Below are 25,220 nucleotides of genomic sequence, written 5' to 3' on the forward strand. Positions count from 1 at the left end.
GGCTCCTCAGCGCGCCGGGTCGCGGTAACGGACGGGATCCCGGCGGAACAGGTCCTCGTCGAATTTGAAACGCAGTCGCAGGAAGACGCCCTGCTGGGTGTACTCATAGCCGGTCAGGTCGGCGTCGCCGGCGAAGCCCGACCAGTTGTAGCCAGCCGACAGCCACAGGTTCTGACGCAGCAGCCGCCCGACCTCCAGGCCGTACGCGTACTGGTTGGCACCGCGCTGGCCGCGGAACGCGGAGCCCAGCACGCCGACGTCCCAGTTCTCGGTGAGGTCGTAGACCACGCGCCCCGATACCAGCACGGCGTGGAAGCGGCTTTCTACGCGCGCGCCGTCGGCGTAGGCGAACTGGTCGCGCTGCAACTTGCCGGCCACGCGGCCGGTCAGCCACCACGGGCGCGACGGATGCCAGTCGGCAAGAGTGGAGACGATGTGGGCACGTGTCCGCACGTCCTGGCTGGTGCCCTCCACCGCCTGACCATCCAGCAGGGTCAGCCCGCTGTCGTCGCGCTCGAGCTTGTACTCGTAGCGCGCCAGCAGGTTGATCCGGTTGGTATCGGTGTCGCGATAGGCGGCGCCCAGTTGGAACCGGTTCTGCAGGACATCTCCGCGCGCGGCATAGTCGGTGCTGAGCAGGTAGTTTCGCCCCAGCAAAGTCCAGTCGCGACTGAGCTTGCGCGCCACCATGAACTGCAGCAGCGTGGTGTCGAACGCTTCGTCGGTGTCCGTGGAGCCAACATCACCGGAGATGCGGTACTCGACGCGAGCCGAGCCATGCCACAGCGGATTGGCGCTGTAGTCCAGCGCCAGCGCCAGGCCGGTGGCATCGCCGGTGTTGCCGTCGTAGACCTTCACGTGCTCGGCCGAACTGCTCAGGCGCAGGCCTTCGCGCACGTCCCAGGTGTTGCGCACGCCGGAGGCGGCCTGCACGTCGCGGCCGCTGATCGCATCGCGCAGCCGGTACTCCGAGAACGCCTGGGTGTCGCGCATGTAGCTGCTGTCGATGCCGAACACCAGCGCATCGGCCTCACGGTCGGTGGTGGTGATGCCATAGGCGCTGGTCAGGCCAGTCTGCTTCTCGTAGCGGCCGTACACGCGGCTGCGCTCCAGGACCTGGTAGTCGACGCCGGCGGAGATGCGATTGCGGTCTTCCCCGGACACGCTCTGCTCGTATTCCGCGCCCAGCGACAGCTTCTCGCCGACGCGGTACCCGGCGCCAAGACGCGCGCTGTCCGATTCCAGCCGGGTCCCGATCGGAAGATCGCTTGCGGTCCCGGTCAAGGCGCTGCTGGCGCCGATGACCGGCAGGCCGGTCAGGGTATCCAGCGGCTGCTGGCCATAGCCCAGCGCTCCGCCGCCCGAACCGGTGGCAAAGCCGCCCGTCAGCCCACCGGCATCGCCATAGCCGGGAGAGGAGGACCAGGGTGAATATGCGCCGACCGTCTCGCGGATCGAACGCAGGCCGACATCCAGAGTCAGCTTCTCGGTCGCGCCGACGCGCACACCGGCGCCGCCGGCATCGCGCTTGCCGCCGTCCGGATTGCGATCCTCGCTGCGCAGTCCCTCGGCGTAGAGGTCCACGCGCTCGGTCAGGTGGTATTCGACCTTGCCGTTGTATTCGCCACGCCCGCCGTACAGCGGCGAGGCCGCGTTGTTGAACGCCGGATCGGTGCGTGCGGCAAAGACATTGGCATCCAGCTTCTCCCCATCGTGGCCGAACTCCAGGCGCCAGGCATCACCGCTGACCTTGCCGCTAAGATCCTGCAGGCCCGGTGTCACCGCCTGGTTGATGGCGTTGGTATTGATCTCGCTGCGGGTCTGGGCGAACTCGGCGACCAGGAACGTGTTGGGTCCGAACCGGTAGCCGGCATTGGCGCTGCCCATCTGGAACTCGGCGAACGGATTGCGGTCGTCAACCAGGTTGGCGCCCACTTCGAGCTTGTCGGTGACCTTGAATTGTCCGTCGGCGCCATACACCCAGAATTTCTCGGTGCCCTGGTCCAGTTCGTAAGTGATCCGCAGCGACACCGGATTGAGGCCGCTATCGAAGCTGGGCAGGAACTGGTTGAGCAGGATGCGTCCGGAGAACGGCTCGAAGCTGTAGTCGACCAGCCGCGCCAGCGGCTGCACCGAGACGATGCGCGAGGGCTGGTTGCGGTCGCGCACGATCACTTCTACCCGTTCGCTGCCTTCCAGCACGGCGTTGTTGCGTAGCGCATAGGGGCCGCTGCCCTGGCTGGCGAACTCCTCGATCACCTGCCGCAGCGAGTCCTGGATGGCGAACACGTTGGAACGCAGGCGCGCGTCCTCGTAGTGCCAACCCAGGCCGGTGGCGGTGCGGTTGTAGGTGCCCAGGGAGCGCTGCGGGATGCTGCCGCGCGTACCGATTCCGGTGGCCGTGGCCAGGGTGTCGCCGGTCTGGAAGTCTCCATACAGCAGGTAGCTGCGGCGGTTGTCCACGCGCACGTACAGGCGCTCGGCAGAGCGCGCATCGAAGCCACGCAGCGAGGCATCGCCGTAGACCGGATAGAACTCTTCGGGCTGGATATCGCGCAGCAGGCGCCCACGCACCTGCTTGTCCGAGTCGTAGGCGGCGGTGAGCAGGTACTCGCCCTTGATCCGGCCCTTGACGAAGAACGCGGTGCGCGCGGCGGCGCTGGCCTTGCCGTTGTTGAACTGCTTCTCCCAGCGGCGGATGTCGCGCTCGAAGACATCGTCGTGATCGACCGGCGCGAGGATGCCGCTGTTGTCGCGACGGCCGAAGTTGATGACCCCCTCGATCAGGCCGGTGGCGATCATCTCGCGCATTTCCGGCACGAACCCGATGGTGCCCTCGGCGCTCTGGCTTCCGGCGGTGACCCGCAGCACCACGTCCTGCGGCTGGTCGGGCGCAAGCAGATCGAACTCGGCCACGCCATCGTCCACCGGCAACTGCACCCCGGGAGTGACCTTGTCGGCGTCGGCAGCGCCCGGCCCCAACTCGTCGGTGCGCGAGCCGGGCAGCAGGATCCTGCCGCCGCTGTTTTCGATGGTGGCGAAGGAGCGTCCGGCCAGCGGTTGGCCGTCGGCACCGAGCAACTGCACCTTGACGTGGACCGGCGTCTGCCCGTCGGCCGGCGCGCCGTCGCGGTCCACCTCCACCAGTACTTGGTCCACGCCGTGATTGACGCGGTAGTCCACCTTGCCCGACCGCGTCGCCACGGCCTGCGGTGCGGCATCGACGGTCGTCGGCGAGCGCGGGTACAGCGTGCCGGCCTCACCCAGCACCGGCGTGAACCGGCTCGTGCCCACGTTCTGCTGGGCCATGGCCGGAAGCGCCGCGAGCACGCAGGCGAGCAGGGTCAGCCGCGGCAGGCGGCGCGTGGTGACAGGCCGGCTCATGGCTGCACCTCCGCAGGAACGGATGCATCGGGCGGTGGCGTGCCCCGCGGTTTGACGATGGGCTGCTGGTTGGATGAATCGGTGGCCTGCTGCGGCGCGCGCAGCGGCTTGCTGCTGAAGCGCAGTGGCGCCTGCCCGGTCTCGCTCTCCGGCGCGCGCACCTCGCCCTGCGTGCGCCGCGCCTTGACCTGCTCGATCACCGGGTTGGAGCAGCTGCCCTCGACGAAGTCGGCGCGATGCAGCTCGCCGTTCTTCAGATCGATGAACAAGCTGTCGGCATCGCCCAGGTTGCGGTTGCTGCTGGTGGTCAGGCGCGCGCCGACCGGCAGCGTGGACGCATCGACCTTGAGGGTGTGGCTCTGCGGCGGCAGGCCGCAGTAGCTGTACTTGCCTTCCGAATCGCTGACGACCCACGTGCCGTCCTCGAAATACAGGCGCACGCCGGGGATGCCGAGTTCCTCGCGGTCCTGGACGTGGTTGGCATTGCAGTCCACGAAGACCTTGCCGAGCACGCAGCCTTCATCGGTGAACACCCCACCGGTGACCCGCACGTGGTACTGGGCCTGATTGGAGGGCAGCGAGCCGGACAGGGGCTGCATCGTGACCGGATCGATGCAGCCACCGGCGATGGAGCAGCCGTGGGCCTGGGCGCGGTTGATGCCGTCGCCCTGCTGCGCGCCGACGCCGACGCGGACCCGGTAGGTCAATGCGATCTGCTGGCCGACCTGGATCGGCCCAGTGGTGAAGCCCAGGATCGGGCCCGGCTTGCCCAGCGGCTCGGGCGCGGCCGCGCCGTTGGCGCGCGCGGTGCCGTCGATGTAGGTAAAGCCGCGCGGCAGGCGATCGACCACGTTCACCGTCTGCAGCGCACTGCCGGCGGTCTGGCGGATGGTGATGGTGTATTGCACGGTGTCGCCCACTTCCGCGGTCTGCCGATCGCCGGTCTTGGTGATCGCCAGGCCCGTGGTCACCGCGGTATCCAGCGGGATGTGGTTATGGACGATGCCGGCGGTGGCCGACCCGGCGAACAGCCGCAGGTAGTACTGGGTCGCCGTGCCGACCGGTCCGGTCGGCGCCAGCGCGTTGGGCTGGACCTGGTAGTTGCTGCCCACCGCGCCGGACGGCGACAGCGAATTGCCTTCTGCCGGGATCAGCGTGGAGACGAAGACGTAGCCGCCCGGCGGGGTCACCGTCAGCGCGAACTCGCAGCGTGCCGGGGCCGCCGGGCCGAACAGGAACTGGTAATAGCCGTCGTTGCCGACGGTCATCGACACCGCATTGCCTTCGATGCGGTAGCCGCCGGCCGTGGTGTTGAGCAGGCTGGTGGCCGGGTCGTAGCCCGCGCAGACACCGACCGGGGCCAGGGTGACGATCGAACCGGGGACAGGATCGCGGGTGACCGCGTCATAGACCACGCCCGACGGATCCACCGGCAGGCTTTGCTGCGGCAGGTTCTCGCCGGCCTTGAGCACCACTTCCAGCTGGCTGACGCCGCCGTCGCTGACCCGGCACGAGCTGGTGCCGCCGTTGCTGATCGCCGCGTCGGCCGCGCACGAGGCGGCGGCGCCGGAAGCGGTCTCGCCGCTGACCGGGAACGCCCAGATCACCCCAGAGCTTGGATCGCGGAAGCGGATGTGCCACTTCTTCGCGGGAATCACATCGCCGAAGCGGTAGCTGCCGTCGGCGGCGCTGAGCGTGGTCTTGACCACCTGGCCGCTGGCCGGATCGACCAGTTCGACGATCCAGCTCTGCAGGCGCTGATCGCCCCCATCGAGCATGGTGTCCTCGTTGCCGATGTCGAACCACACCGTGCCCGACACCGAGGCGGCCAGCTGCACCTGCGTGGGCAGGCGGCAGGCGTTCTGGGTGATCGCCGGGTCGCACACCGGCAGCTGGGTCACGTCGCCGTCGAACGCGCCGCGTTCGGCCGCGCTCGGGCTGTGCGCGGCGTCTTCGCCGCCGCCCTGCACCAACACCGCGTTGTTGACCGGGCTGCCAGTCGCCGCCGCCGCACCGACCGCGACCTGCACCTGGATGCGGTCGCCTGCGGTCTGCCCGGGCGCGATCAGGGTGGTGGCCTCGCAGCTGAAGCGATCGGCGCCGACTGCGCCGGTGCAGGTCCAGCCACTGCCGGTAGGCAGCGCCGCCAGGGTCACGCCCGGCGGCAGGCGGTCCTGCACCTGATACACGCCCGCGGTCGGACGCGGGCCGATGTTGCGCACGCTGATGGTGTAGGTGGCGGCGTTGTTGACGGTGAACTTGACCGGGTCGGCGAGCTTGCTGACGACCAGGTCCGGGGTATTGGCGATCTCGCCGAAGTTGTTGTCGGTCGACTGCGCGCCCGGTGCCAGGACCACTGCGGAAATCGCAGACGGCACGGTCTCGCGCGGGGTCGCAGTCCCACGCGTGACGCTGCCGACGGTGCCGGCGGTGGTGAGACCATTACGGGTGTCGGCCGGCTGGTCCGGTTCGGTCACCGTGTAGGTGCCAGGACGCAGGTTCTCGAAGCGGTATTGGCCCTGCGCATCGGTCTGCACGCTCAGCTGCACCGCGGCGCCGAGGTCGTCGGTGCCGGTGAGTACCACGCGCACGTTGGCGATGCCCGACTCGTCGCTGCCGACCACGCCGTTGTCGTCGTTGTCGTAGTACACGCGACCGGACAGCGACGCCGCCGCCACTTCGCCGAAGTCGTAGTGCTGGCCCTGCTGGTTGGCGCCGAGCACAATGCTGGCGATCGCCGACGGGATGGTGGTCACGGGCGTGGCGGTGCCGCCCCTGTCGCCGGGTACGGTCTCCCCATTGAGGGTGCCGCTGGGTTGGTTCGGCTCGGTCACCGTGTAGGTGCCCGGCAGCAGGCCGAGGAAGCTGTAGTTGCCGGTCGCATCGGTCCGGGTGGTCAGGTTGACCGCTTGGCCGTTCTGGTCGGTGCCGGTCAGCACCAGCTCCACGTCGGCCAGGCCGGTCTCGGTCGGGTCGATCACGCCGTCGTCGTCGTCGTCGCGCCACACCCGTCCCTGGATCGCGCTGCCGCTGGGGTTCTCGCCGAAATTGAACTCGGTGCCGTCCAGGCCCGCGCCCAGCTGGATCTGCGAGATACGGTCGGTGCTGGCCGCGTCCGGGCCGCCGGGCGCGGCCACCGCCGTGCCGACCACGCAGCTGCCCGACGCGCACGCAGCGCCGCCGATCTGGCCAGGATTGATCGCGCTGGGACGGTTGCTGTACTGCCCGCTCGGCAGCGGCTCGCGCACGCTGTAGGTGAGCGTCGGATCCAGGTCGTCGAAGCGGTAGGCGCCGTTGCCGTCGGTGCTGGTGGTGGCCAGCACGGCCCCGGTGGAGGCATCGAGCAATTCCACGGTGGCGCCGGCGATCGCCGGATCGCTGCCGTCATGCACATTGTTGAAGTTCAGGTCCACATAGACCCGGCCGGACAGGCTTGGGCGACGCACTTCCGGGAAGTCATAGCGCAGTGCCGCGTCCGCCGCGCCGACCGGGATGGTGGTGTAGCCGGAATCGGGATTGCCGGCGGCGTAGGTGCCGCCCAGCGACGGCGCGCTGGCGCCCGCGGTCGGCGGGTCCACCGGCCCGTTGCGATAGCCGGTCGGCTGGGTCTGGGTCAGCGTGTAGCCGCTGACGCCCGCCGCGGCCAGGTTGTCGAAGCTGTAGCGGCCGTCGGCTGCGGTGGTGGTGCTGCGGTTGACCGCATTGCCGTAGGCATCGGTGCCGCTCAGCACGAGGGTGACGCCGGCGATACCGGGTTCGCCGTTCTGCTGGATACCGCCGTTGGCGCCGGCGCGGTCGCGGTCCTCGAACACGGTGCCGGCCAGCGACGCGCGGGTGACCAGGATCGGCGCGGTGGCGGTGTTGTTGCCCGGAACCCGATCGACCTGTTCGGTGGCGATGGTCGCGGTGTTGTTGATCGACGCCGCGCCCGGATAGGTATCCCAGCGCACCGGCACCACGATGCGCAGCTTGCCGCCGACGGTGATGTCGCCGAGGGTGCAGGTCAGCGTGGCCGAGGCCTGGGTGCAGCTGCCGGTGCCGTTGGGCACTTCGCCACCGCCGCCGCCGGGGACCGGCCCCTTCTTCTGCCAGGTGACCTGGCCCACGACCACCAGCCCGGCGGGCAGCGTGTCGCTGACCACGGTGCCGGTGCCGTTGAGCGGACTGCTGCCGCTGCGGTCGCGCGACAGGCTGGCGCCGGGGCCGTTGTTGATGCCGTCGATGACGTAGAAGAACGGCTGGCGCAGGCCCACCGAGGTGGCGTTGGCCGGCAGCGCCACGTCCGGATCGGCATCGGGCGCCGTGGTGACCACATGCTTGCTCACGCCCATATCGGCCGACGCGCGGATGGTGGTTTCCTGGCTGGCGCTGTTGTTGGCGGTATTGCTGTCGGTTTCAGCCGATGTGGCCTGGGCCAGGTTGGTGACCGTGTCGCCGGACGCGCCGGGCGCGGTGTCGTAGCGATAGCGCAGGTACAGCGTGCTGGTCTGGCCGGAGGCGACCACGCCGGCGACATTGGTGCTGAAGCCGATGCCGGGCATCACGCACTCCAGCACCTGCGCCACGCCCACGGTGGGATTGCTGCCGGAACTGATCGCGCAGGCGGTGGGATCGAAGCTGCCGGTCGGCGTGGGCGAGGCACCGATGAAGGTCACGGTGCGCCCCGACGGCGGGGTGAAGGTATCTGTCAGGCGCACATCGGTGGCGACCGACGGGCCATTGTTGCGAATGGTGACCCGGTAGGTGATCAGGTTCGCGCTGGGATTGATCGCGTCGTAGCCGAGCGGATCCACGCCGCCGGTGAAGCCGGTGTCCACCTTGTTGGTGATCAGGTCGACCTGGCCGGCCTCGAACGGCAGCTGCGCGCTCTTGCTGTCGTCGCTGGTGTCGGTATTGAAGTCGTAGGTGTTGCCATCGCCGTCGGTGCCCGCGGTGGCATCGCCGTTGCCGTCGCCATCGAGGTCAATCACGAAGTCGGCGGTGTTGTCGAACTGGCGGCCGGTGTTGCCGCTGTTGACGTTGGGCCGGATCACCACCTGCAGGGTTTCGGTCTGCTCGTTGGTGAGTGAGGCCAATGCCGGACACTGCACGGTGACCTGCGCCGGCGTACCAGTCGGGTTGGCATAAGAGGTGCCGCCGGCATCGACGGTGACGGTCACCCCGGCGCCGGCAGTGGCGGTGCAGGTGCGGTTGCCGGCACCGGTGCGCTGGGCAGACACCAGCACGAAGCCCGAATCGTTGGCCGGCAGGGTGAACACGTCGCGGAAGATCACCCCGGGCACCGTCGACGGGCCACGGTTGATGTAGGACATCACATAGGTGGTATTGACGCCGGCGCGGCCGGGCGTGCCCGAGGAAATGGTCTTGGCGGTGGTGGCGACGTTGGCCACGCGCGCGATGCGGATCCAGTCCGAGGCCTGGTTGTTGGCCCCATTGAGCTCGCCCACCGAGCCGGCCACGGCCGCGTCGATGCCCACACCGGCGGTGTTGCAGAAGGCGCCGCTGATGGCCACGCCGCCGCAGGTGCCGGCGGCCTGGTTGTAGCTATCGAACAGCGCGCGCTTGACCTGGATGACGATCTGCGCGGTGGCGCCGTTGCCCAGTGCGGTCGTGCCCGAACGGCACACGACCGAGGCGTTGTTGATGGTGCAGTTCCAACCCGCCGGGGTGGTGGTCACGCTGATCTGGGTGCGGCCGTTGACGAAGCCGGGCACGGTGTCGTTGACCACCACGCCGGTGGTGCTGTCCGGACCGTTGTTGGTCACGGTCAGGGTATAGCTGAGCGTGTCCTGGTTGGCCGCCAGCACGTTGTCACCGTCGCCGGGACCGTTGGTCTGCTTGGTGATGGACAGGTCGGCGCGCTCGTCGGTGGTGCGCGTGCCCGCGCCCGAGCAGTCGTTGCCCGTTTCCGGATCGCGGTCGATGCCGTTGCCGGTCAGCGGCTCGATCGAGCCGCCGGAACCGCCCGTACAGGCATTGTTGAGCAGGTTGGCCGACGAACTGCGTGCGCGCGTCAGCAACTGCAGGGTCGGTGCCTGGGCGCCCACCGCCAGCGGCAGCGAGCCGGCGCCCAGGTCGCAGCTCACGTGCTGCACGCTGGAGCCGCTGTAGGCCTGGTCCACGACACAGGTCCACGCGCCTGCGGCGAAGGCCACACCCGCCTGCGCCACAGTGCCGTCCGGCTGCAGCAACTCTTCGCCGCTGGCCAGCGTATCGACCGCCTGCACCTGGCCGGTCGCCGCGCGCGGGCCCAGGTTGCGGACCACGATGGTGCTGGTCATGCGGCTGTCCTGGTCGCTGCCGACCCCGCTCCACACCGGCACCAGCGCCGGAGTCTTGGTCTTCTGCAGCGACAGGTCGGCGCCGTCGGCGAGCACGGTGAAGGTGGTACTGCCGGTGTTGTCGACGGTGTTCGCATCGGGCGTGTCGGAGGTGACCGTGGCGCTATTGGTGACATCACCGCTGCTGTTGGTACCCGACGCCGGCACCATGCTTTCGATGGTGAAATCGGCCACGGCGCCCACGGCCAGGCTGCCGTTCAACGCGCAGGCGCGAGTGGCGTTGCCGTTGCTGTCGGTACAGGTCCAGCCGGTCGCGGCGGTGCCGCCGGTGACCACAAACCCGGTCGGCAGGTTGTCCACGAAGCGCGGGTTGACCGCCGCGCTGGGGCCCTGGTTACGTACCTGGATGTTGAAGGTGACCGGTTGGCCGGAGATCGCCGGCGAGGGATTGACGCTCTTGCTCAGCGCCAGGTCGGCGCCGGCGGTGACCGCAGTGGTCACGCTGCCGGTGTTGTTGTCAGGCAAGGGATCCGGCGTGCCGCCGGCCTCCACCCGCGCGGTATTGATGATGTTGCCGCTGGCGGCGGTGACGCGGGCGCGGAAGGTGAAACTACTGCTGCCACCGTTGGCCAGTGCGCCGGCATGGGTGGCGGTCATGCTGCCGCTGTTGAAGGTCCAGCCGCTGCCGTTGAAGCTGTTGGCCACGTACTGCACCGCCGCCGGCAACGTATCGACCACCCTGAAGCCGGCTGAGCTGCTGGGGCCGGCGTTACGCACGGTGACGGTATAGGTGACCTCGGCGCCGGCCACGACCGGATTGGGCGTGGCGGTCTTCTCCACGCTCAGGTCGCCTGCCGATTCCAGCGTCGTGGCTTCGAGGCGCCGGTTGTTGGCCGCGTTGCTGTCGCCGGCGAAGAACGCATCGGTATCGGCCAGGGAGGCGATCGGCGTGCTCGCCGCGGGCAGACCTGCTTCCACGCCAATCGCGCCGCGGATCTCGATGGTGCCTGGAGCCAGACCTACTGTGCTCACCGGCAACTGGAAGGTCACCGGCGCGCCGTCTGAGGAGAAGGTGCCGACCAGCGTGCCGACCCGGCATTCGATGCGCTGCGCGTTGCCGGCGGCGACGCTGCAGGTGCCCGGCAACGGCGTACCGGCCTGGGAGCCGGCGGGCAGGTCGAAGATCACCACCGCGTCGTTGACCGTATCGGCAGCGCTGTTCTCGACGGTGACGCTATACACCACCGTCGCACCTGCCGGACTGGGGTCATAGCCGGTGTCGGACAGATTGGTGAGCTGCAAGTCCGCCGCCGCGGCCAGGCTCGGCGTGGTCAGTGCGAACAGGGCCAGTGCAGCGCTCCGGAGCCACGTTCCGCGCTGCGCACCGGCCGCGGGGAACCCCGCACGCAGCCACGCACGCAGCGCCGCCGCACGGCAGCCGCTCATCAAATCCACCATGTCCCCGTTCCCCGCGTTCCAGTTCCTGATCGCGATCAGCGCAAAGGACCAGGCTCGAGGGAGTCCGGTCAGTCGTGATCGAAGATCAATCCGGGAACGGCGTGCCCCCCGCCCCGATTGACGGCGGCGATCTTGAGGCGAGGCAGCGGTTCAATCAGTAGCAGTCGCTGACACTTGCTCTCACTCGCTCACGGACCGCGCGATCAAGTCGCCTTGGCAGAGCAGCGGCCAACGCGCGGGGCGAGACCGCGACGGTGGACTCAGCGGATCGTCGATGGTGTGTCGTAGCGACGCGTCAGACAGGCGCATCGCATGGCCGAGGCGAATGCGACCTACTGCTTGCTCAGCATGTAGCCCTGACCACGGACCGCGCGTAGCGGCAGTGGTTGATCGAGCGTGCTCGCCACGCGGCTACGCAAGCGGTGGACGAGCACTTCCAGGCGATGGGGATCGAAGTCCAGGGGATGCTCGGTCAACGAGGCGATCAGCACTTCCCGATCCACGGGTTGACCACGGTCGGCGAACAGCACGGTGAGCAATCCGCGTTCCTGCTCGGTCAGGGCCAGGCCGCGCCGATCGGGGCCGTGTAGGGTCCAACCGTCCTTGCTCAGGCGCCAGTCCGATCGATCTGGCTGCGGGTCACGTTGCACCCGCCGCATCACACTCTGGAGCGCGGCCACCATCAGCGCGTGGTCGTGTGGCTTGAGCAGATAGACGTCGGCCCCCTGCCGCAGGCCAAGCGCCATGTCATTGACGGCGGCCCGCCCGGTCAGCATCACGATGCCGAGTTGCGGCGCGATCTGGCGCAGGTATTGGGCGGCCTTGTAGCCGTCCTCTCCCGGCAGGGACACGTCGAGGATCACCGCATCGCAGGGATCGCCCAGAAGATGGCGATAGAGCGCCTCGGCGCTCTCCAGGCCGAACGCCAGCGCGCCCTCCTGCCGCAGCTCGGCAACGAGGATGTCCGCCAGCTCCCGATCGTCCTCGACGATGGCGACCTTCAGGCCGGCCAGCGCGCCACCACGCTCGCCCGCAGGCGCATGGTCCTGTCCGGGCACGCTCAACCTCCGACTCCTGCCGGCAAGCGGGACCGGGTATGCAGGCAAGGTCCCTTCCCTGCGCAGCTGACAGCGCTAGACGGGCTTGGACGGGAGACAAACATGGGTCAGGCCTGCTCCTCGACCGTCGGGCTCGGCAGACGCGCCGCCTCGGACGAAAACTCCAACAGGAAGGCGCTGCCCACCTCGGTGCTGTCATCGAGCCAGATGCGGCCGGCGTGGCGCTCCATCAGGCCCTTGGCCATCGCCAGGCCCAGCCCCGTGCCGCCACCTTCAGGCTTGGTGGTGAAAAAGGGCTCGAAAATCTTCTCGCGGATGTCCATCGGAATGCCGCCACCGGTATCGGCGCAGCGCAGACGCACCCCGTCTCCCATCGGGGCTGCACTGATCTGGATCGTTCCACCCTGCGCCATGGCATCGTCGGCATTGGTCACCATGTTGAGCAGGATCAGTTCCAGCTGATGCGGATCGAACCAGACCTGCAGTCCCGCAGGAATGTCGCTGACGAGCTTGACGCTCGGCTTGGCCGCCTGTTTGAGCAATGGCAGCACATTGTCGACCAGCTTGGCCAGGTCCATCAGCTGGGGCCGCTCATCGCCCTGGCGGGTGAAGTTCAACAGCTTCTGGCTGACGGCCTGCGCACGCCTGGCGGCCGCGTCGATCCCATCCAGTGCGGCTTCGCGCGCCTGGGCGTCGGGTGCCTTGCGCGCCTGCCGCGCATAGCCCGACACCAGGCTCAGCAGGTGATTGAAATCGTGATTGAGTCCAAGGGCCAGGCGTGCAACCGCCTTGACCTTCTTCGTGTTGACCAGGTGGTCTTCCACGCGGTGGCGTTCTTCGATCTGGTGCTGCAAGCTGTCGTGTGCCAGACGCATCTGCTCCGAATAGCGTTGCGACTCGCGCAGGCTCTGTCGCAACGCTGCGGACGTTCTGTCCATGACGATGGCCAACAGCAGGAAGATCACCGCGCTGATCACGCCATCGCCAACCGTATCCGCAATGCCGAAGCTGCGCGCATCTGCCCGTACACCGATGACAAAAGCCAGCATGATCGACAGGAACATGCTCCACAGTGCCGCACGCCCCAGCGCAAGGGCGGCGATGGCGAGCGGGACGGCCAGGATGGGCTGTTCGAAGCGCTGTCCGGTGAAACCACTGGCGGCGTAACTGGCACACACCGAGATCGCGAAGACGGCCAGGAGCTGGTAGGTGGCCCAACGAAAGCGGCCGGTCCTGATGAGCCAGAAGCTCAGCAGGCAAACCGCACTGAACAGCAGGCTCAGACCGAGGCTTGCCAACTCTCCCTCGCGCCAGGGCACGGGCACGGCGATTCCCCTGTATAGCCACGCCATCGGCGGGAGCGTGACGAACAGCAGCAGCACAATCTGGAACATGGGCGCATTGCGCCGGTCCACCGGGTCGGAGACCGGAACGCTGCGCAACCAATCGCGCATCGATGCCACGGGCTTGTTCAGCATGCAGAAAATCCCATCGTGTGGTCGCGACCCTCGCGCCATTCCAGGCAACCCACCTGCGTCAACCTCGCCAGCACGAACGTCGGACCGCGCCAGCGCTGCGCTCGTAAGCTTAACCGCCTGCCGGCTGTTTTCATCGGCGGGACTGTATCGTTCCGCTCCATGATCACGCCGCCGTTGTCCCCATCGTGGGTCCATCATTGGGCCATGGTGTTTCGATTGACGCGTTCGACCGTGCATCCCGCGCTGCTCGCGCGCAGATGCGCCCATTGCCCGGAGACGCGAAGGTGAGCGCGCCGCAGGCACTGCAGGCGTTCGTCGAGCGCCACGACCGGATCTTCGTGCTCACCGGTGCGGGCTGCAGCACCGGCTCGGGCATCCCTGACTACCGCGATGCCGAGGGCCAGTGGAAGCGCGCCCAGCCGGTGACCTTCCAGGCCTTCATGGGCGAGGCCGCCACGCGCCGGCGCTACTGGGCGCGCAGCCTGGTGGGCTGGCCGCGGTTCCTGGCCGCCCGGCCCAATGGCGTGCATCGAGCGCTGGCTGCGTTGGAATCGCGCGGCCAGGTCTCGATGCTGCTCACGCAGAACGTCGACCGCCTGCACCAGGCCGCCGGTAGCCGCGAGGTCATCGACCTGCACGGGCGCCTGGACGTGGTGCGCTGCATGGGCTGCGAGCGCCGCACCCCGCGCGAGGCGTTCCAGGCCGAGTTGATCGCACGCAACCCCGGGTGGCTGGAACTGGAGGCCGGGATCGCCCCGGATGGCGATGCGGATCTGGAAGCGGACTTCGACGCCTTCGACATCCCGGCCTGCGCGCACTGCGGCGGCATCCTCAAGCCGGACGTGGTGTATTTCGGCGAGAACGTACCGCGCGAGCGCGTGCAGGCGGCCCGGCACGCGCTGGACGGCAGCGATGCGATGCTGGTGGTGGGTTCGTCGCTGATGGTCTATTCCGGCTTCCGCTTCGCCCAGTGGGCGCACCAGGCCGGCACGCCGATCGCCGCCGTGACCCTGGGCCGGACCCGCGCCGACGATCTGCTGACGCTGAAGGTGCAGCATGACTGCGCCGAGGCGCTGGGCTTCCTGCGCGACGACGTGCCCGCCTGACCGCAGGCGCCGCCATGGCGGTGTGAGCGCACCAGGCGCCGCCGCCTGCCGCACCGCATGCGGATCCGCGCCACACGCTGCCGTGCGCCCACCGCCAATGGCGCCAAAGTCCCTCCAAGCGTTCCGGATTCGGCGCGGCCGGGCCCGCGCCACGGCCTATACTGCGGTCCACCCGCCCGACGATTCGCCATGCGCCTTCGCGCCACCGCGGTCATCCTCGCTGTCGCCCTCGCGCTGACCACGCCGCGGGCGCATGCCGGCCAATCCGATCCCAGACACTGGGCCGACACCACGCTGAGCTACGACGGCGCCGCCATCGACAACCTGCATGGCGGGAGACGGACCGGCGGCACCTATGTCGGCAACCTGCACCTGCGCAGCCTGCTCGACCTGGAACACGCACTGGGCTGGCAAGACACGCACGTCTTCGCCGACGCGCTGTGGATTCACGGCGGCCAGCCCGACGCCCGAGTCGGCGACGCGATGGGGGTGAGCAACCTGGCTGCGCCGCCAAACCTGCAGCTGGAGGAACTCTGGCTGGAGCACAACGTGCAGACAGCCAACGTCTCGATCCTCGGTGGGCTGTACGACGTCAACAGCGAGTTCGACCGGCTGCAGTCGGCCGGGCTGTTTCTCAACAGCTCGTTCGGGATCGGCCCGGAATTCTCGCAGACCGGCATCGACGGTCCGTCGATCTTCCCGCGTACCGCACTGGGCCTGCGCTTGGCCTACAAACCGCTGGCCAACGTGGTGCTACGCGCCGCCGCCATGGATGGCGTGCCGCTGATCCGCGACCACGACCGGCTGCGCGCCTTCCAGCCCGGAGACGGCTGGCTCTATGTGGCCGAACTCGCCCTGCTCGAACGCCCCGGCGCGCGGCCCCCACCGGACGCGCGCCTGCGCATCGGCCGCAACGCCATGCTGCCGATGTACGCCGGCAAGTTCGCCGTTGGCGCCTGGCACTACACCACCACCTTGGACCGCTTGGTGCCCGACGAGGGCCGCACTACCCAGCACGGCGCCACCGGCTATTACGCCGTGGTCGATCGCACCGTCTGGCACGCACCGCATGATGGCGAGCGCAGCGTGTCGCTATTCGGCCAGTTCGGTGCCGGCGATCCGGAGGTCGCGCGCTTCGGTCGCTATTTTGGCGCGGGCGCGGTGCTGGCCGGTCCGTTTGTCTCGCGCCCGCAGGACGAGCTCGGCCTTGCCCTCGCGGTGGCGCGCAATGGCCGTCCCTGGCGGCAGCAGGCGGCGCGACCGACCACGGCCACCGAGCGCTCGATCGAGGTCACCTACCTGGCCCAGGTCTGCGACTGGCTGGCCGTGCAGCCGGACCTGCAATACGTGATGCACCCGGACACCGACCCGACCGTGCGCAACGCGCTGGTCTTCACCTTGCGCTTCGAACTGTCGACCTCGTTGTAGCGTGCCTGGCGCGATGGGCCCAGCTGCCTGAAATTGGCGCGTCTCGCCGCTCACCGTGCAGCACCGGTGCGCTGGTATGCGCGACAAGGCGACCACCTGGGAGGTGTCGCCACGCGGCCTGAACGCTTCGTCTTCATCGATGGGCTCTGGGCGTGACGCAGCGATCCAGCCGTCCCGGTTGATGCGTCGACGCGCAGCGTGCCCAATGGCACGCCCCCCTCGCTTCTGGAACCGCCCGTGAGCCAGCTGTTCTCGCCCCTGTCCCTTGGCCCCTTGACCCTGCCCAATCGCGTGGTGATCGCGCCGATGTGCCAGTACTCGGCCGAGGAAGGCCAAGCCACCTCGTGGCATGCGCAGCACCTGGGCAACCTGGCCCAGTCCGGCGCCGGGCTGCTGATCCTTGAAGCCACCGCCGTCGAGGCGCGCGGCCGCATCACCTGGGGCGACCTGGGCCTGTGGGACGACGCCACCGAGGCGGCGTTGCGCGGGGTGGTCGACAACCTCCGCGCCTGGTCGCCGATGGCGCTGGGCATCCAGTTGGCCCATGCCGGGCGCAAGGCCTCCACCCACAAGCCGTGGGAACACGGCGGCGCGGCCATCGCGCCCGAGGCGGAGCATGGTTGGCAGACCGTCTCGTCCAGCGCGCGCCCGTTCAACGCCGGCGACCCGGCCCCCGAGGCACTGGATCAGGCCGGCATCGACGCCATCGTGGCCGCCTTCGCCGACAGCGCGCGCCGCGCGCATGCGCTGGGGTTCGACCTGATCGAACTGCATGGTGCCCATGGCTATCTGCTGCACCAGTTCCTCTCGCCCCTGAGCAACGACCGCACCGACGGTTACGGTGGCGCGCTGGAACACCGGATGCGATTGCCGCTGGAGGTGTTCGACGCGGTGCGCGCGGCGGTGCCGGAAAGTGTGGCGGTGGGCATGCGCATCTCGGCCAGCGACTGGGTCGAGGGTGGCTGGGATGTCGCCCAGAGCACGGTCCTGGCCCAGGCGCTGGAGGCACGCGGTTGCGATTTCCTGCATGTCTCCAGCGGCGGCCTGGATCCGCGCCAGCAGATCACCCTGGGCAATGGCTACCAGGTGCCGTTCGCCCGTGACATCAAGGCCCAGCTCAAGGCGATGCCGGTGATCGCGGTCGGCCTGATCACCGACCCGCAGCAGGCCGAGGGCATCGTCGCCAGCGGCCAGGCCGATGCGGTGGCCCTGGCCCGCGGCGTGCTCTACGACCCGCGCTGGCCGTGGCACGCCGCCGCCGCGCTGGGCGCCAGCGTGCGCGCCGCCCCGCAGTATCTGCGCTGCCAGCCGCGCAGCGCGAAGGACTTGTTCGGCTGATCCCAGGCCGACGTCCGCGCATCGCTCACGGTGCGCGGATCACAGTGAGGCTTTCTCTTTGTTGGAGTCATGAAGATGCAGATCGGATTCCTGGGCCTGGGCAACATGGGCGCGGCAATGGCACGCAACCTGCTCAAGGCCGGCCACACGGTACAGGTGTGGAACCGCAGCCCCGCCTCGCGCGAGACGCTGGCCAAAGACGGCGCTCAGGCCTGCGACACCCCGCAGGCGCTCGCTGGCGCGGAGGTGATCGTCTCGATGCTGGCCGATGACGCGGCCGTGCGCGAGAGCGTGGTCGACAGCGGCCTGCTCGCGGCGCTGCCTCAGGGCACGGTGCACGTGAACATGGCGACCGTCTCGGTCGCCTTCGCCCGCGAGCTGGCCGCCCAGCACGCCGCACGCGGCGTGGGTTACGTGGCCGCCCCGGTGATGGGCCGTCCGGACATGGCCGCCGCGGCCAAGCTCAACATCATCGCCGCAGGCAAGGCCGACGACCTGGCCCGCGTGCAGCCGGTGCTCGACGCGCTGGGGGTGAAGACCTGGATGTTCGGCGAGGCCCCCGAGCAGGCCAACGCGATCAAGCTGGCGGTGAACTTCTGCCTGGCCAGCGCGGTGGGCACGATGGGCGAAGCCAGCGCCTTCGTGCAGGGGCATGGGCTGGCGCCGGCGGACTTCATCGAGCTGATCACCAGCACGGTGTTCGCCGCGCCGGTGTATCAGGGCTATGGCGGCCTCATCGCGCGCGAGCAGTACGCCCCGGGCGGTTTCAAGCTGGCCCTGGGACTGAAGGACGTGGGCCTGGCGCTGGCGGCGGGCGAAGCCGTGCGCGTGCCGATGCCGCTGGCCAGCACGCTGCGCGACGGCCTGCTGGAAGGCGTCGCACAGGGCGACGGCGACCTGGACCTGGCCGCGCTGGCCAGGGTCAGCGCGCGCCGCGCCGGGCGAGGATGATTTCGCTCCCTGGACCTGTTCCCTCGGGCAAAACGATGAAGTGCGGGAGTCTCCGCTTTTTGCTGTTGGCGGCGCCCGCCGGTTGCCCGACGCATCTTGATGCTCGCGCCGCCGGACAGCCGCGGTGGACCGCCGCCAGCGCGCGAGGCCGCAACCAGTGAACGCCTGCCCACGCTGTGCGCCGCGCCACGGATCGCCGCGGCGCGGCTTGAGCATGGCCATGCCCTGCCGCTAAGGTGCGATGCGGCGCGCACTAGGCGCGCGAGGTGTCAATGGAGGACACATGCACCATCGCCACGCCAGCCCCTGCCCAGGGCGAACGTCGCAATGACGGCGGCCACACCCGCGCAGGCCCACACCTCCGAGGTGATCGGCCCGGACCATCCCGAGCATCCCGAGCACCGGCTGTACGCGCAGATCGCACGCGGCGTGCACCAGCTGGATGCGGAAGTCGGGCGCGCGCCGGACGAGGCCAGCGCGCGCATGATCGCGCGGCTGATGCCGCTGGCCCGCGAGAAGGGCTTCCGCCGCGTCGACCACGTGGTGCTCAGCCGCCACATCGGCCTGGTCGAGCAGGGCGAGAACGTGTTCCTGGTGCAGGGCCGGCTGGACGATCCCGCGCACAAGCGCGCTTTCATCAGCACCGACGAGGCGACCGGCACGCCGGTGGCCGATTCGCTGCGCCGGCTCGATGCCGCCAACGCGCGGCGACGCCGGCGCAACAAGCGCGGCCACGCCGAAGAAGACGACGACTGAAACCGTCGCGACCGCGCGCGGGGTCCGCGTAAGATGCGCGGCCTATGCGTGACCACATCCTCACCCTGTCCTGCCCGGATCGCACCGGCATCGTCTACCGCGTCAGCGGCCTGCTGTTCGAGTCCGGCTGCAACATCCTGGACGCGCAACAGTTCGGCGACGCCGAGAGCGGCCGGTTTTTCCTGCGCGTGCATTTCGATCTGCCGCAGGCGCTGGACATCGAGGCGCTGCGCGCGCGCTTCGCGCCGTTGGGCGAGGCGTTCGGCATGGACTGGCAGCTGCACGACGCCAACGCCAAGGCACGGCTGTTGGTGCTGGTCAGCAAGCAGGGCCACTGCCTCAACGACCTGCTGTTCCGCACCCACAGCCGGCAACTGAAGGTGGAGATCGCCGCGGTCGCCTCCAACCACGCCGACTTCGGCCCGCTTGCGGCCTCCTACGACGTGCCGTTCCACCATCTTCCTGTCGATGCGTCCAACCGCCAAGCCCAGGAGCAGGCGATCATCGACCTGGTCGAACGCGAGCGCATCGACCTGGTGGTGCTGGCGCGCTACATGCAGATTCTCTCCCCGCATCTGTGCCAGGCCCTGGCCGGACGCGCGATCAACATCCATCACAGCTTCCTGCCCAGCTTCAAGGGCGCCCAGCCTTACCACCAGGCGCACGCGCGCGGGGTCAAGATCATCGGCGCCACCGCGCACTACGTAACCCCGGACCTGGATGAAGGCCCGATCATCGAACAGGACATCGCCCACGTGAACCATGCCATGACCCCGCGCGACCTGGTCCGCCTGGGCAGCGACATCGAGTCGGTGGTGCTCGCGCGCGCCGTGCGCCGCCATGTCGAGCACCGCATCCTGCTCAACGGCCACCGCACCGTGGTGTTCCGATGATGGGCTGGGGACAGCTGCTGAGCCTGGCCTTGATCGCGATGGCCGCCGGGCTGGTCATCGCCCTGGTGGCGGTGGGAATCAAGCTGCTGCTGGAGAAGCGCGGCAAACGCTGACCGCAATGCGCGTGGGAGTCGCCATGGCAGCGATGAGGCTTCCCCGGTGGGGCCTTTCGCCGCCATGGCGGCTCCCACACCGCGATCGCGCTAGGCTGGGGCATCCACGTCGTCTACGAGGATCACATGCACGAGCCGGTCTATCACATCGTGGGCAGCTACATCTCGCCCTACGTGCGCAAGGTGCTGGTGGTGATGGCCCACAAGGGCCTGCGCTACAGCATCGATCCCATTGCCCCGTTCCTGGGCGGCGACGCCTTCCAGCAGCTCAGTCCGTTGCGGCGCATCCCGGTGCTGATCGACGGCAAGCGGGTCATCAACGACTCCACGGTGATCTGCCAGTACCTGGAGGAGCGCCATCCGACGCCGTCGCTCTACCCGGCCGACCTGGGTGAGCGCGCGCAGGCGCGCTGGCTGGAGGAATACGCCGATGCGCGCCTGGGCGAAGTCATCGTCACCGACATGTTCTACCAACGCGGGCCCAAGCGATTCCTGTTCAAGGAGCCGCTGGACGAGGCGCGCTTCAACCGTGCGCGCGATGTGGAATTGCCGGCCAGCCTGGACTGGCTGGAGGCACAGATGCCGTCCGATGGCTTTGTGCTGGGGGCACTGTCCATCGCCGACATCACCATCGCCAGCTTCTTTCGCAACGCGGCGATGGTGCGCGTGGAGGTCGATGCCACGCGCTGGCCGTTGACCGCCGCCTGGCTGCAGCGGGTGCTGTCCCTGCCGGAGTTCGCGCGGCTGGCCAGGATCGAGGACGCCGTCGCCCGGGTGCCCCTGCCCGAGCAGCGCGACCTGCTGCTGTCGATGGGCGAACCGCTGAGCGCGGACACCCTCGGCACCATGACGCCCCGCAAGGGCGTGATGCGGCTGGATTGAGCGGGCCGGGAAGGCGTCGGGTGTTTCGGGGCCACGCGGGTAGCTGACCCACGGGCCACGACGCCGGAAGCAGAAGCCGGTCAATCGCAACCAAGCGTGGAGCGTGGCCTAGCCTGAATCTCCTGCCTGATTGACAGCCACCTCGACGAACTCCGCAAATGCGCGGGCCTTGGCCGTGGCCATGCGGCCGCTGGGGAACACCGCCCACAGGTCGATGTCCGGCAGCGACCAGTCCGACAGCACCGCCTGGACGCGGCCATCGGCGAGCTCGGGCGTGAACATCCATTCGGATGCGATGGTGAGGCCCATGTCGGCCAGCACCGCGGTGCGGATGCCTTCGGCGGCGCTGAAACGGGCCCGGCCGCGGACGCTGACCGAGACGCTGCGGCCGGCGCGCTGGAACTCCCAGGTGCTGTCCTGCTGGCTGAAGACCAGGGTCTGGTGCGCGGCAAGATCGGCCGGGGTCTTCGGTCGACCGGCGCGCGCGAGATAGGCCGGACTCGCGATGACCAGGCGTCGTGTCCTGGCAAGTCGACGTGCGACCAGCCCGGTGTCGGCCAGTCGGCCCATGCGCAGCGAGACATCGATGCCTTCGCCGATGAGGTCGATCGGCCGATCGTCCAGCACCACGTCGATCTCAAGCTCGGGATGTGCCTCCAGGAACCTGGGCAACGCCGGGATGACGTGCAGCCGCGCAAAGGTGGTCGCAGCCGAGACGCGCAGCCGGCCGGACAGGTTGGCGCCGGCACCACGCGCGGCCAACTCGGCTTCTTCCACCTCCTGCAGCACCACTTGCGCGTGCTCGTAGAAGCGCAGACCCGCTTCGGTCGGCGTCAGGCCCTGGGTCGAGCGCATCAGCAGGCGCACCTGCAGGTGCTGTTCGAGCTGGGCAATGGTCTTGGAGACCGCGGGCTGGCCCAGGCGCAACACGCGGGCGGCGGCGGAGAACGATCCGGTCTGGACCACCTGGACGTAGGTGGACATGGCCTGCAGACGATCCAATGGTATTCCTGCCGGGAATGAGGATTATCGATTCTACCTGTCTGCCATTCCGAGCACGTGGTGTCCAGACTTTGCTGCACCGGGCGCCCGCCGCCCTTCAAAGCACACGAGCCGGTCATGATCGAGGTCTACGCATTCGCCACCCCCAACAGCGTCAAGGTCCCGATCGCGCTGGAGGAACTGGGGCTGGACTACGCCCTGCACACGATCAACGTGAAGCAGGGCGCGCAGCGCCAGGACGCGTTCCGCGCGCTCAACCCCAATGCCAAGGTGCCGGTGCTGGTGCAGACCGATGCCGCCGGGCGGCGCCAGGTGCTCACCGAGTCCGCCGCGATTCTGGTGCACCTGGCCGAGACCGCCGGGCAGCTGCTGCCCACCGAGCCGCAGGCGCGTGCACGGGTCTTCGAACAATTGTTCTTCCACGCCTCGGCGGTGAGCCCGGCGTTCGGCAACGCCGGCTACTTCCGCACCCTTGCCCCCGAACCGCAGCCGCTGGCGCTGCAGCGCTTTGCCGACGAGGCCCGCCGCGTGAGCGCGCTGCTCGACGGCCTGCTGGCCGAACGCACCTGGGTCGCGGGCGACACCTATTCCATCGCCGACATCGCCCACTTCGGCTGGTTCTGGCGTCGCGCGTTCGCCGGCATCGCGCTGGAGGACTTCCCGCATTTGCAGCGCTGGTACGCCGCCATCGAGGCGCGTCCGGCCGTGCAGCGCGCCATCGCCCGCGTCAACGCCCTCGTCCCCGCTCCCTGATCCGTTCCCACCCCCAACCCCCACCAACCAAGGCACACCCATGTCCCGCTTCGATCGCTACCGCAACGCCTATCCCAATGCCCGCCTGACCCGTACGCCTGCCGGCGTGCTGGAGGTCGCCCTGCACACCGACGGCGGCAAGCTGGTCTTCAACGGCCACACCCACGAACAGTTCGTCGACCTGTTCCATGACATCGGCTCGGATCCGGACAACCGCGTGGTGATCCTCACCGGCAGCGGCGATGCCTTCATGGATGCGATCAGTCCGGATGGCTTCGACTTCTTCACCCCACGCGGCTACGACAAGATCTTCCGCGAGGGCAAGAAGGTCCTGATGAACCTGCTCGACATCGAGGTGCCGCTGATCGCCGCGCTCAACGGTCCGGTCCTGCTGCACTCCGAGTACGCGCTGCTGGCCGATATCGTGCTGGCCACGCCGGAGACGGTGTTCCAGGACAAGCCGCACTTCGACTTCGGCATCGTGCCGGGCGATGGCGTCAACCTGCTGTGGCCCGAAGTGGTCGGCAGCATCCGCGGCCGCCATTTCATCCTCACCCGCCAGGTGCTGGACGCGCAGACCGCAAAGGAATGGGGCGCGGTCAACGAGATCGTGCCGGCCGACCAGCTGCTGGTCCGCGCACACGACATCGCCGCCTCACTGGCAGCGCTGCCGCCGCTGACCGCGCGCTACACCCGCATCGCCCTGACCCAGAAGCTGCGCCGCATCGTCGATGAAGGCGCCGGCTACGGCCTGGCGCTGGAAGGCATCAGCGCCGCCGAGGTCGCCCGCAACGCAGCGCAGGCCGGCTGACCTCATGCGCGGCGTGGCTCCGCGCCATGCCGCGCGCTTCCCGTCCCGAGATCCCTGGAGTACACCCATGACCCTGCAAGACAAACTCGACGCCTTCAAGGCGGATTTCGAAGCCGGCAAGCCGCCTTACAGCGTGCCGCGCTCGGTCATCGACACCATGCACAAGGCCACGGCCGAGCTGATCGCCTCCGGCGCCGCACAGCGGGCACGCAAGGCCGGTGACCGCGCACCGGACTTCATCCTCAACGACCCCGATGGCAAGCAGGTCTCCTCCGCCGAGCTGCTGCAGCGCGGCCCGATGATCCTCAGCTTCTACCGCGGGGTGTGGTGCCCGTACTGCAACATGGAACTGCAGGCCCTGCAGGCGGCGCTGCCCGAGCTCAGTGCCACCGGCGCCAGCGTCGTGGCCATCTCGCCGCAGATTGCCGCCAACAGCCGCAAGTCGGTGCGACAAAACGGCCTGGACTTCCCGATCCTGTCCGATCCGGGCAATGCAGTCGCGGCTGCGTTCGGTTTGCGCTTCGCCCTGCCGGATTACTTGGTGGACCTGTATGCCTCCATGCGCAACGACCTGCCGGCGTTCAATGGCGACGACAGCTGGACCCTGCCGATGCCGGCGCGCTACGTGATCGCCCAGGACGGCACGATCGTCTATGCGGAGGTCAACCCGGACTACACCTTGCGCCCGGATCCCTCCGAACTGCTGCCTGTCCTGCGCCAGCTCGCCAGCCGCGTCGCCTGATCCATCAAAGGCACGCCCGCGGCATCGCGGGCGTGCCGCAAGGAACCCTCATGTCCCGTACTTTCCTGATTACCGGCGCCGGCAAGGGCATTGGCCTGGCGCTCGCCGGGCGGCTTGCCGCCGATGGCCACCATGTCATCGGCATGGCGCGGAACGCGCCACCCTCGTTTCCGGGAGCCTTCATCCCCGTCGATCTGGGCGACGATATCGCCGCCGCGGCCGCCTTCGCCGTGGTCGCCGAGCGCTTCGACCTGGATGGCGTGGTCAATAACGTCGGGCTGGTGCGTCCGGCACTGCTGGCCGACACGACGCTGGCCGATCTCGATGCGGTCATGCAGCTCAACCTGCATCCGGCGCTGCTGGCCGTCCAGGCCACGCTCCCAGGCATGCAGGCGCGTGGCTGGGGCCGTATCGTCAACATCGCCAGCCTGACCGTGCTCGGCACGACGCAGCGTACCGCCTATGCGGCCGCCAAGGCGGCGCTGGTCAGTTTCAGCCGCACGTGGGCGCTGGAGCTTGCGGGCACTGGCATCACCGTCAACACGGTCGCGCCCGGACCCACCGAGACTGAACTGTTTCGTGCCAACAATCCCCAGGGAAGCGCCGGCGCACAACGCTATCTCGCCGGTGTCCCGATGGGGCGCTTCGGGACACCGGAGGAGATTGCCGCAGCAATCGAATTCCTGTTGACCGAGGATGCGGGCTTCATTACCGGGCAGACGCTGCATGTCGATGGCGGCGCCTCCATCGGCAAGCTGGCAATTTAGCTGCGCTCGGTCATGACGT

The 25,220-nt window shown here is 68.8% G+C and carries 16 protein-coding genes; 11 read left to right on the forward strand and 5 right to left on the reverse strand.

Features of this window, described 5'->3' with window-relative positions; genetic code table 11:
* Positions 1-6: 6 nt before the first annotated feature.
* The 4 genes from PJ250_RS06875 to PJ250_RS06890 form a co-directional block, all read right to left on the reverse strand.
* On the reverse strand, positions 7-3,384 hold the full coding sequence (locus PJ250_RS06875) for a hypothetical protein (RefSeq protein ID WP_271647842.1): 3,378 nt from the start codon (positions 3,382-3,384) through the stop codon (positions 7-9).
* Positions 3,381-11,111 carry an SdrD B-like domain-containing protein gene (locus tag PJ250_RS06880; protein WP_271647843.1) on the reverse strand — a complete coding sequence of 2,577 codons (7,731 nt, stop codon included), beginning with the start codon at positions 11,109-11,111 and terminating at the stop codon, positions 3,381-3,383. The genes PJ250_RS06875 and PJ250_RS06880 overlap by 4 nt, the downstream gene beginning before the upstream one ends.
* 344 nt (positions 11,112-11,455) lie before the next feature.
* Positions 11,456-12,181 carry a response regulator transcription factor gene (locus PJ250_RS06885; RefSeq protein WP_271648562.1) on the reverse strand — a complete coding sequence of 242 codons (726 nt, stop codon included), beginning with the start codon at positions 12,179-12,181 and terminating at the stop codon, positions 11,456-11,458.
* Positions 12,182-12,288: 107 nt separating this feature from the next.
* Entirely contained in the window at positions 12,289-13,854 is a 1,566-nt protein-coding gene (locus tag PJ250_RS06890) for a sensor histidine kinase (protein WP_271647844.1), read from the reverse strand.
* 89 nt (positions 13,855-13,943) lie between these two features.
* Between PJ250_RS06890 and PJ250_RS06895 the strand changes: the two genes are divergently transcribed.
* The 7 genes from PJ250_RS06895 (at position 13,944) to PJ250_RS06925 (ending at position 21,126) form a co-directional block, all read left to right on the forward strand.
* The gene (locus PJ250_RS06895) at positions 13,944-14,765 is read left to right on the forward strand and encodes an NAD-dependent protein deacetylase (RefSeq protein WP_271647845.1); all 822 of its coding nucleotides are present in this window, start codon (positions 13,944-13,946) and stop codon (positions 14,763-14,765) included.
* 189 nt (positions 14,766-14,954) lie between these two features.
* Positions 14,955-16,193: a carbohydrate porin gene (locus tag PJ250_RS06900; RefSeq protein ID WP_271647846.1), complete on the forward strand. Its 1,239-nt coding sequence runs from the start codon at positions 14,955-14,957 to the stop codon at positions 16,191-16,193.
* A 237-nt stretch (positions 16,194-16,430) separates the two neighbouring features.
* Complete coding sequence (locus tag PJ250_RS06905; RefSeq protein WP_271647847.1) at positions 16,431-17,531, forward strand: NADH:flavin oxidoreductase/NADH oxidase; 1,101 nt, start codon at positions 16,431-16,433, stop codon at positions 17,529-17,531.
* 75 nt (positions 17,532-17,606) lie between these two features.
* The gene (locus PJ250_RS06910) at positions 17,607-18,482 is read left to right on the forward strand and encodes an NAD(P)-dependent oxidoreductase (protein WP_271647848.1); all 876 of its coding nucleotides are present in this window, start codon (positions 17,607-17,609) and stop codon (positions 18,480-18,482) included.
* Positions 18,483-18,809: 327 nt separating this feature from the next.
* A complete protein-coding gene (locus PJ250_RS06915) occupies positions 18,810-19,238 on the forward strand; it encodes an XVIPCD domain-containing protein (protein ID WP_271647849.1) in 429 nt (142 codons plus the stop codon).
* A 44-nt stretch (positions 19,239-19,282) separates the two neighbouring features.
* Complete coding sequence (gene purU, locus PJ250_RS06920) at positions 19,283-20,131, forward strand: formyltetrahydrofolate deformylase (RefSeq protein WP_271647850.1); 849 nt, start codon at positions 19,283-19,285, stop codon at positions 20,129-20,131.
* Positions 20,132-20,370: 239 nt separating this feature from the next.
* Entirely contained in the window at positions 20,371-21,126 is a 756-nt protein-coding gene (locus PJ250_RS06925) for a glutathione S-transferase family protein (protein ID WP_271647851.1), read from the forward strand.
* Positions 21,127-21,234: 108 nt separating this feature from the next.
* Here PJ250_RS06925 and PJ250_RS06930 read toward each other — a convergent pair whose 3' ends face one another.
* Entirely contained in the window at positions 21,235-22,110 is an 876-nt protein-coding gene (locus tag PJ250_RS06930) for a LysR family transcriptional regulator (protein WP_271647852.1), read from the reverse strand.
* Positions 22,111-22,245: 135 nt separating this feature from the next.
* Here PJ250_RS06930 and PJ250_RS06935 point away from each other — a divergent pair, with 135 nt between their 5' ends.
* The 4 genes from PJ250_RS06935 to PJ250_RS06950 all read left to right on the forward strand — a co-directional run bounded on the left by PJ250_RS06935 (position 22,246) and on the right by PJ250_RS06950 (position 25,201).
* Positions 22,246-22,881, forward strand: a complete 636-nt coding sequence (locus tag PJ250_RS06935) for a glutathione S-transferase family protein (protein ID WP_271647853.1) — start codon at positions 22,246-22,248, stop codon at positions 22,879-22,881.
* Between the two features lie 40 nt (positions 22,882-22,921).
* Positions 22,922-23,692 (forward strand): enoyl-CoA hydratase/isomerase family protein, encoded by a 771-nt coding sequence (locus PJ250_RS06940; RefSeq protein ID WP_271647854.1) that lies wholly within the window; start codon positions 22,922-22,924, stop codon positions 23,690-23,692.
* A gap of 67 nt (positions 23,693-23,759) precedes the next feature.
* On the forward strand, positions 23,760-24,434 hold the full coding sequence (locus tag PJ250_RS06945; protein ID WP_271647855.1) for a peroxiredoxin-like family protein: 675 nt from the start codon (positions 23,760-23,762) through the stop codon (positions 24,432-24,434).
* A 50-nt stretch (positions 24,435-24,484) separates the two neighbouring features.
* A complete protein-coding gene (locus PJ250_RS06950) occupies positions 24,485-25,201 on the forward strand; it encodes an SDR family oxidoreductase (protein ID WP_271647856.1) in 717 nt (238 codons plus the stop codon).
* Positions 25,202-25,220: the final 19 nt, after the last annotated feature.

Source organism: Pseudoxanthomonas sp. JBR18 (assembly GCF_028198165.1).
Taxonomy (GTDB): Bacteria; Pseudomonadota; Gammaproteobacteria; order Xanthomonadales; family Xanthomonadaceae; genus Pseudoxanthomonas_A.

Bases quoted from the DNA above. Each gene is read 5' to 3' on its own strand.
- PJ250_RS06950 (WP_271647856.1), top strand. From the start codon at position 24,485: ATGTCCCGTACTTTCCTGATTACCGGCGCCGGCAAGGGCATTGGCCTG.
- PJ250_RS06940 (WP_271647854.1), top strand. From the start codon at position 22,922: ATGTCCCGCTTCGATCGCTACCGCAACGCCTATCCCAATGCCCGCCTG.
- PJ250_RS06875 (WP_271647842.1), bottom strand. From the start codon at position 3,384: ATGAGCCGGCCTGTCACCACGCGCCGCCTGCCGCGGCTGACCCTGCTC.
- purU (WP_271647850.1), top strand. From the start codon at position 19,283: ATGCGTGACCACATCCTCACCCTGTCCTGCCCGGATCGCACCGGCATC.
- PJ250_RS06890 (WP_271647844.1), bottom strand. From the start codon at position 13,854: ATGGACCCACGATGGGGACAACGGCGGCGTGATCATGGAGCGGAACGA.
- PJ250_RS06930 (WP_271647852.1), bottom strand. From the start codon at position 22,110: ATGTCCACCTACGTCCAGGTGGTCCAGACCGGATCGTTCTCCGCCGCC.
- PJ250_RS06880 (WP_271647843.1), bottom strand. From the start codon at position 11,111: ATGAGCGGCTGCCGTGCGGCGGCGCTGCGTGCGTGGCTGCGTGCGGGG.
- PJ250_RS06910 (WP_271647848.1), top strand. From the start codon at position 17,607: ATGCAGATCGGATTCCTGGGCCTGGGCAACATGGGCGCGGCAATGGCA.
- PJ250_RS06935 (WP_271647853.1), top strand. From the start codon at position 22,246: ATGATCGAGGTCTACGCATTCGCCACCCCCAACAGCGTCAAGGTCCCG.
- PJ250_RS06900 (WP_271647846.1), top strand. From the start codon at position 14,955: ATGCGCCTTCGCGCCACCGCGGTCATCCTCGCTGTCGCCCTCGCGCTG.
- PJ250_RS06945 (WP_271647855.1), top strand. From the start codon at position 23,760: ATGACCCTGCAAGACAAACTCGACGCCTTCAAGGCGGATTTCGAAGCC.
- PJ250_RS06925 (WP_271647851.1), top strand. From the start codon at position 20,371: ATGCACGAGCCGGTCTATCACATCGTGGGCAGCTACATCTCGCCCTAC.
- PJ250_RS06915 (WP_271647849.1), top strand. From the start codon at position 18,810: ATGACGGCGGCCACACCCGCGCAGGCCCACACCTCCGAGGTGATCGGC.